Here is a 7,728-nt window from a genome sequence, read left to right on the forward strand (position 1 = left end):
TAACGCTGCAGCATCTGTTATGGCTGAATAGAATGTAGGGACGAGACTATCCGTCCTCAAGATTAACTCCGACAGGAGAGCTAAGGTGAAAGACTTACTTAAGTTTCTGAAGCAACAAAATAAGACCGAAGAATTCGATGCAATTCGCATTGGTCTTGCTTCACCAGACATGGTTCGTTCATGGTCATACGGTGAAGTAAAGAAACCTGAGACTATTAACTACCGTACTTTCAAGCCTGAGCGCGACGGCTTATTCTGTGCCCGTATTTTCGGCCCAGTGAAAGATTATGAGTGTTTATGTGGTAAATATAAACGCCTTAAACACCGTGGTGTGATCTGTGAAAAGTGTGGCGTTGAAGTAACACTCACTAAAGTGCGACGCGATCGTATGGGTCATATCGACCTTGCGAGCCCAGTTGCACATATATGGTTTTTAAAATCATTACCGTCACGTATTGGCTTAATGCTAGATATGACGCTTCGTGATATTGAACGTGTTCTTTACTTCGAATCATTCGTAGTAACTGAGCCTGGTATGACAACGCTTGAGCGTGGTCAACTATTAGGTGAAGAAGAATACTTAGATTCACTAGAAGAGCACGGTGATGAATTTGAAGCGAAGATGGGTGCTGAAGCAGTTTTAGACTTGCTTCGTGAACTTGATCTTGCTCAATTAATTGCTGAGATGCGTGAAGAGTTACCAACAATTAACTCTGAAACTAAGCGTAAAAAAATCACTAAACGTCTTAAGTTAATGGAATCGTTCCACCAATCAGGTAATAACCCTGAGTGGATGATCATGACAGTACTTCCAGTATTGCCACCTGATCTACGTCCATTAGTACCATTAGACGGTGGTCGTTTTGCGACATCTGATCTAAACGACCTTTACCGTCGTGTTATTAACCGTAATAACCGTCTTAAGCGTCTACTAGATTTAGCAGCACCAGACATTATTGTACGCAACGAAAAACGTATGTTACAAGAAGCGGTAGATGCGCTACTTGATAACGGTCGTCGTGGTCGTGCAATTACAGGTTCTAACAAACGTCCTCTTAAATCTCTTGCTGATATGATCAAGGGTAAGCAAGGTCGTTTCCGTCAGAACTTACTTGGTAAGCGTGTAGATTATTCAGGCCGTTCTGTAATCACAGTAGGTCCTACACTTAAGCTTCACCAATGTGGTCTTCCTAAGAAGATGGCACTAGAGTTATTCAAACCATTCATCTATGGCAAATTAGAGCGTCGCGGCATGGCTACGACAATCAAAGCAGCTAAGAAGATGGTTGAACGTGAAGTTCCGGAAGTATGGGATGTACTTGACGAAGTAATTCGTGAACATCCAGTATTACTTAACCGTGCACCAACACTTCACCGTTTGGGTATCCAAGCGTTTGAACCTGTGCTTATCGAAGGTAAAGCGATTCATTTGCATCCATTAGTATGTGCGGCCTACAACGCCGATTTCGATGGTGACCAAATGGCGGTACACGTACCGTTAACAATCGAAGCACAGCTTGAAGCTCGTGCCTTAATGATGTCAACAAACAACATTCTATCTCCTGCGAATGGTGAGCCAATCATCGTTCCTTCACAGGATGTTGTATTGGGTCTTTATTACATGACTCGTGACCGCATTAACGCTAAAGGCGAAGGCGCGATATTTAAAGATCCAAAAGAAGCAGAAAAAGCATACCGCAGCGGCAATGCAGACCTTCACGCAATCGTGAAAGTACGTATTAGCCAATCAGTTAAAAACGAAGACGGCATAGTAGAAGACACTGTGACTGTTATCGATACAACTGTTGGTCGTGCAATTCTGTCTCTAATTTTACCTAAAGGCATGCCGTTTGCGTCAATCAACCAGCCGCTAGGTAAAAAGCAGATTTCTGGCTTATTGAATGAGTGTTACCGTCGTCTAGGTCTTAAAGATACAGTTATCTTTGCTGACCAAGTTATGTACACCGGTTTCCATTATGCAATGAAGTCAGGTGTTTCTATCGGTATTGATGACTTAGTTATCCCACCGATTAAAGCACAGATAATTGAATCAGCTGAAGCTGAAGTGACTGAAATCAACCAACAATTCCAATCAGGTCTTGTAACGGCTGGTGAAAAGTACAATAAAGTTATCGATATCTGGTCACGTGTAAACGAAAACTTATCACGTGAGATGATGGCTAACTTGTCAAAAGATACAGTTATCAATGCAAAAGGTGAAGAAGTAGAGCAACCGTCATTTAACTCAGTGTTTATGATGGCCGACTCAGGTGCTCGTGGTAGTGCTGCACAGATTCGTCAGTTGGCGGGTATGCGTGGTCTAATGGCACGTCCAGATGGTTCAATCATCGAGACGCCAATCACAGCTAACTTCCGTGAAGGTCTAAACGTACTTCAGTACTTCATCTCAACGCATGGTGCGCGTAAAGGTCTTGCCGATACAGCACTTAAAACAGCAAACTCGGGTTACCTAACGCGTCGTCTAGTAGACGTTGCACAAGATTTGGTAATCAATGAAGATGACTGTGGCACAGAAGATGGCTTAACAATGAAACCGCTTATTGAAGGTGGTGATGTTGTAGAAGCACTTCGCGAACGTGTTCTAGGTCGTGTTGTTGCTGAAGATATTGTAATTCCAGGTACTAATACTGTACTTGTTGAACGTAATGTTATGCTTGACGAAAAACTGTGTGACCTTTTAGAAGAGCACTCAGTAGATGAAGTTCGCGTACGTTCTGTTATCACATGTGATAATGACTTTGGTGTTTGTGCTAACTGTTACGGTCGTGACCTAGCACGTGGTCACATCATCAACGCTGGTGAATCAGTGGGTGTTATCGCGGCTCAATCAATCGGTGAGCCGGGTACACAGTTAACAATGCGTACCTTCCACATCGGTGGTGCGGCATCTAGAGCATCTGCAGAAAATAATGTACAAGTTAAAACTAACGGTACATTAAAACTTCATAACTCTAAGTACGTATTAAACACAGACGGTAAGATTGTTATTACCTCTCGTTCTACGGAAATTACTATCATCGATAGTCATGGTCGTGAGAAAGAGCGTTATAAAGTACCTTACGGTGCGGTACTAACAGTGCAAGACAATGCAGAAGTTCAAGGTAATGACATCGTCGCTACTTGGGACCCGCATAGTCACCCAATCGTTCTTGAGCATAAGTCAAAAGTATCGTTCAGCGATATCGATGATTCAAATACTGAAGCACAGACTGATGAACTAACCGGTTTAACCCGTGTAGTTGTAAAAGATCTTGCTAAAGTAAATACGAAAGAACCAAAGCTTATCATTGAAAGTGAAGAGCGCGGTCTGCAAGAAACACGTCTTCCTTCATTCACTACGATTGAAGTTATTGACGGCGTTACAGCAAACCCAGGTGACGTGTTAGCACGTATTCCGCAAGAAGGTTCGAAAACTCGTGATATCACGGGTGGTCTACCACGCGTAGCCGACTTATTTGAAGCTCGTAAGCCAAAAGATCCAGCTATATTAGCTGAAGTAACTGGTACAATTAGCTTCGGTAAAGAGACTAAAGGTAAGAAGCGTTTAGTTATTACTCCAGCTGAAGGTGATCATTACGAAGAGATGATTCCTAAGTGGCGTCAACTTAACGTGTTTGAAGGTGAGCAAGTGTCTAAAGGTGAAGTTATTGCCGATGGTCCTGAATCACCGCATGACATCTTACGCCTACGTGGTGTGACTCATGTTGCTAACTATATCGTTAACGAAGTGCAAGAGGTTTACCGTTTGCAAGGCGTTAAGATCAATGACAAGCACATTGAAACAATTATCCGTCAAATGTTACGTAAATGTACCATTATGCACGGCGGCGATACTGACTTCTTAGCCGGTGAACAAATCGAAGTGGCGCGCGTTAATATCGCAAACCGTGACCTTGAAAAACAAGGTAAGATACCAGCTAAGTTTGAAATCCAGTTAATGGGTATCACAAAAGCATCACTAGCAACAGAATCTTTCATCTCTGCAGCGTCTTTCCAAGAGACAACACGTGTTCTTACAGATGCGGCAGTGAATGGTAAGAGCGATGAGCTTCGCGGTCTTAAAGAAAACGTAATTGTGGGTCGTTTGATCCCAGCCGGTACCGGTTTTGCGTATCATCAAGAACGTATGGCTCGCCGTAAACAAAGCAAAGTAGTAGTAGAAGAGCAAACAGTAAGTGCAGAAGAGGCGACTCAAGCACTTACAGACGCTCTAAATGCTGATTTGTCTGGAAATCAATAAACTGTTCTTAATCAATAGATTAAGTGATCGTAAGGCAGTTATATGCTGTCTTACGATTAGTTTAGGTTGACAGGTTAAACTTTGCTCATTAAAATTCCGCCACCCATTTACTTGTGTGCTTAATGCAGGCTCGTAAATAAAGGGCGGATTTTTTTATTTTTTTCAGTAGTAATTTTAATTTCAGGAGCTATTTAAATGGCAACTATTAACCAGCTAGTGCGTAAGCCACGCCGTAGCAAGGTTACGAAAAGTAACTCAGCTGCACTAAAAGCGTGTCCGCAAAAGCGCGGTGTATGTACTCGCGTATATACAACTACACCTAAGAAACCAAACTCGGCGTTACGTAAAGTAGCACGTGTACGTTTAACTAACGGTTTCGAAGTAACTTCATACATTGGCGGTGAAGGTCATAACCTTCAAGAGCATAGTGTAATCCTAATCCGTGGTGGTCGTGTTAAAGATTTACCAGGTGTGCGTTTTCACACTGTTCGTGGTGCACTTGACTGTGCAGGCGTTAGCGATCGTCGTCAAGCTCGTTCTAAATACGGTGCAAAACGCCCTAAAGGGTAATTGTATTCCGTTAGTAAGGCCAAGCACTAAATATTTATAATTATTGTTTTGGGTGATTGACTCGAAAGAGCAAACCTGAATAAACCGGAGATACAAAATGCCTAGAAGACGCGTAATCGGTCAACGTAAAATTCTTCCAGATCCTAAGTTCGGATCGGAACTTCTTGCTAAATTCGTTAACATCGTGATGTTAGACGGCAAGAAATCTACTGCTGAAAAAATTGTTTATGGTGCGCTAGACGTGGCTGCTGAGAAATCAGGCAAGTCGCACCTAGAAATCTTTGAAACTGCACTTGATAACATCCGTCCACAGGTAGAGGTTAAATCTCGCCGTGTTGGTGGTTCAACTTATCAAGTACCAGTTGAAGTACGTCCAGTTCGTCGTAACGCATTAGGTATGCGTTGGTTAGTAGACGCTGCACGTAAGCGTGGCGAAAAATCTATGGGCTTACGTTTAGCTCAAGAAATCGTTGACGCTTCTGATAATAAAGGCACTGCGGTTAAGAAACGTGAAGACGTTCACCGTATGGCTGAAGCGAATAAAGCATTCGCTCATTACCGTTGGTAATCTGTCTTTAACCTTTAAGAGGATCATATGGCACGTACAACTCCACTTGAGCGCTATCGTAATATAGGTATTGTTGCTCACGTAGATGCAGGCAAAACCACCACAACAGAACGTGTTCTGTTCTACACAGGTCTTTCTCATAAGATCGGTGAAGTACATGATGGCGCTGCAACTATGGATTGGATGGAGCAGGAACAAGAGCGTGGTATCACAATCACTTCTGCTGCAACAACGTGTTTTTGGAAAGGGATGGATGCTCAATTTGACGCCCATCGTATCAATATTATTGATACTCCAGGACACGTAGATTTCACTATCGAAGTAGAGCGTTCTTTACGCGTACTAGATGGTGCGGTAGTTGTTCTTTGTGCTTCATCTGGTGTACAGCCGCAAACTGAGACAGTTTGGCGTCAAGCGAACAAATATGAAGTTCCGAGAATGATCTTCGTAAATAAAATGGATCGCACGGGCGCAGACTTCTTAGCAGTGGTCAGCCAGGTGAAATCTCGTCTTGGAGCAACGCCTGTTCCAATTCAGTTGCCTGTAGGCGCTGAGGACGACTTTAAAGGTGTTATTGACCTTATAAAAATGAAAGTGATTAACTGGAACGAAGCGGACCAGGGTATGACTTTCTCTTATGAGGCAATACCGGCAGAACTTCTGGAATTAGCTGAAGAATGGCGCGCTCATTTAGTTGAAAGCGCTGCTGAAGCAACAGAAGAACTAATGGATAAATACTTAGAAGGTGAAGAGTTAAGTGAAGCAGAAATTAAAAATGCTTTACGCCAACGAACATTAGCAAATGAGATTGTTCCAGTTACTTGTGGTAGCGCATTTAAAAACAAAGGCGTTCAAGCTGTGCTTGATGGCGTTGTTGAATATATGCCGTCACCAGAGCAAGTGAAACAAATCCAAGGTATCTTAGAAAATGGTACTGAGGAAGAACGTCCAGCTAATGATAAAGCGCCGTTTGCTGCACTCGCATTTAAGATTGCAACAGACCCGTTTGTTGGAACCTTGACCTTTTTCCGTGTTTACTCTGGTACTGTTAAACAGGGTGACACGGTATATAATCCAGTAAAAAGTAAGCGTGAGCGACTTGGCCGTATCGTACAGATGCATTCAAACTCTCGTGAAGAGATCAAAGAAGTTTTCGCAGGCGACATCGCGGCAGCTATTGGTCTTAAAGACGTAACAACAGGTGAAACACTGTGTGATCCGAATTCTATTATTACGCTTGAGCGTATGGAATTCCCAGAACCAGTAATCTCTATTGCGGTTGAGCCCCGCACTATAGCTGACCAAGATAAGATGGGTATCGCACTAGGTAAACTAGCTGCTGAAGATCCTTCTTTTCGCGTACAAACTGACGAAGAATCAGGCCAGGTTATAATCTCTGGCATGGGTGAACTTCACTTAGATATCATCGTCGACCGTATGAAACGTGAATTCAGTGTTGAATGTAACGTTGGTAAGCCGCAGGTCTCATACCGAGAAGCTATTCGTTCAACTGTTAAGGTTGAAGGGAAGTTTATACGTCAGTCAGGTGGTCGTGGCCAATATGGACACGTTTGGATTAAACTTGAACCGATGGATATTACGGATGATGAGTCACCAATTTACGAGTTCGTTAACGAAACCGTAGGTGGTTCAGTTCCTAAAGAATTCGTTCCTGCGGTAGACAAAGGTATCCAAGAGCAAATGTCTCAAGGTGTACTGGCAGGCTACCCATTACTTGGCGTTAAAGCGACTTTATATGATGGTTCATTCCATGATGTAGATTCGAATGAAATGGCATTTAAAATAGCAGGTTCACTGGCAATGAAAAACGGGGCGCTTGAAGCTAACCCTGTACTTTTAGAGCCAGTAATGAAGGTTGAAGTACTCACTCCTGATTCAAATATGGGTGATGTAGTTGGCGACTTAAACCGTCGCCGCGGCATAATCGAAGGCATGGAAGATGCATTAGGTGGACTTAAGCAAATTAATGCGCAAGTTCCTCTTTCTGAAATGTTTGGTTATGCAACTGCTTTACGATCTGCAACACAGGGCCGTGCCTCATACTCTATGGAGTTTGTGAAGTACGCTGAAGCCTCTAAAAATGTCGCAGATACAATAATTTCAGCTCGCGCTGTTATATAATTTTAGCTTGTCTGGCTCAATAGTGAGTCAGGCTTTAATTTCTTTATTAGGAATTTTTTAAGATGGCAAAAGAAAAGTTTGAACGCGTAAAACCGCACGTAAACGTTGGTACAATCGGCCACGTTGACCACGGTAAAACTACACTAACTGCAGCAATCACTAACGTACTTGCAAAAGTATACGGCGG

General features: G+C 42.9%; 5 protein-coding genes. All 5 read left to right on the plus strand.

Annotated features, from left to right (window positions below; translation table 11 throughout):
* The first annotated feature begins 85 nt into the window (after positions 1–85).
* Entirely contained in the window at positions 86–4,261 is a 4,176-nt protein-coding gene (gene rpoC, locus H5126_RS12465) for a DNA-directed RNA polymerase subunit beta' (protein ID WP_002958884.1), read from the plus strand.
* Positions 4,262–4,456: 195 nt separating this feature from the next.
* On the plus strand, positions 4,457–4,831 hold the full coding sequence (rpsL, locus tag H5126_RS12470) for a 30S ribosomal protein S12 (protein WP_002958885.1): 375 nt from the start codon (positions 4,457–4,459) through the stop codon (positions 4,829–4,831).
* A gap of 97 nt (positions 4,832–4,928) precedes the next feature.
* The gene (gene rpsG, locus H5126_RS12475; protein ID WP_010555004.1) at positions 4,929–5,399 is read left to right on the plus strand and encodes a 30S ribosomal protein S7; all 471 of its coding nucleotides are present in this window, start codon (positions 4,929–4,931) and stop codon (positions 5,397–5,399) included.
* Positions 5,400–5,426: 27 nt separating this feature from the next.
* Positions 5,427–7,541 (plus strand): elongation factor G, encoded by a 2,115-nt coding sequence (fusA, locus tag H5126_RS12480; RefSeq protein WP_002958887.1) that lies wholly within the window; start codon positions 5,427–5,429, stop codon positions 7,539–7,541.
* Between the two features lie 62 nt (positions 7,542–7,603).
* Positions 7,604–7,728, plus strand: a 125-nt coding sequence (locus H5126_RS12485; RefSeq protein ID WP_033023824.1) for a GTP-binding protein, incomplete at its 3' end; no start/stop codon positions are given.

This window comes from Pseudoalteromonas sp. SG45-3, assembly GCF_014164075.1.
Classification (GTDB): Bacteria; Pseudomonadota; Gammaproteobacteria; order Enterobacterales; family Alteromonadaceae; genus Pseudoalteromonas; species Pseudoalteromonas distincta.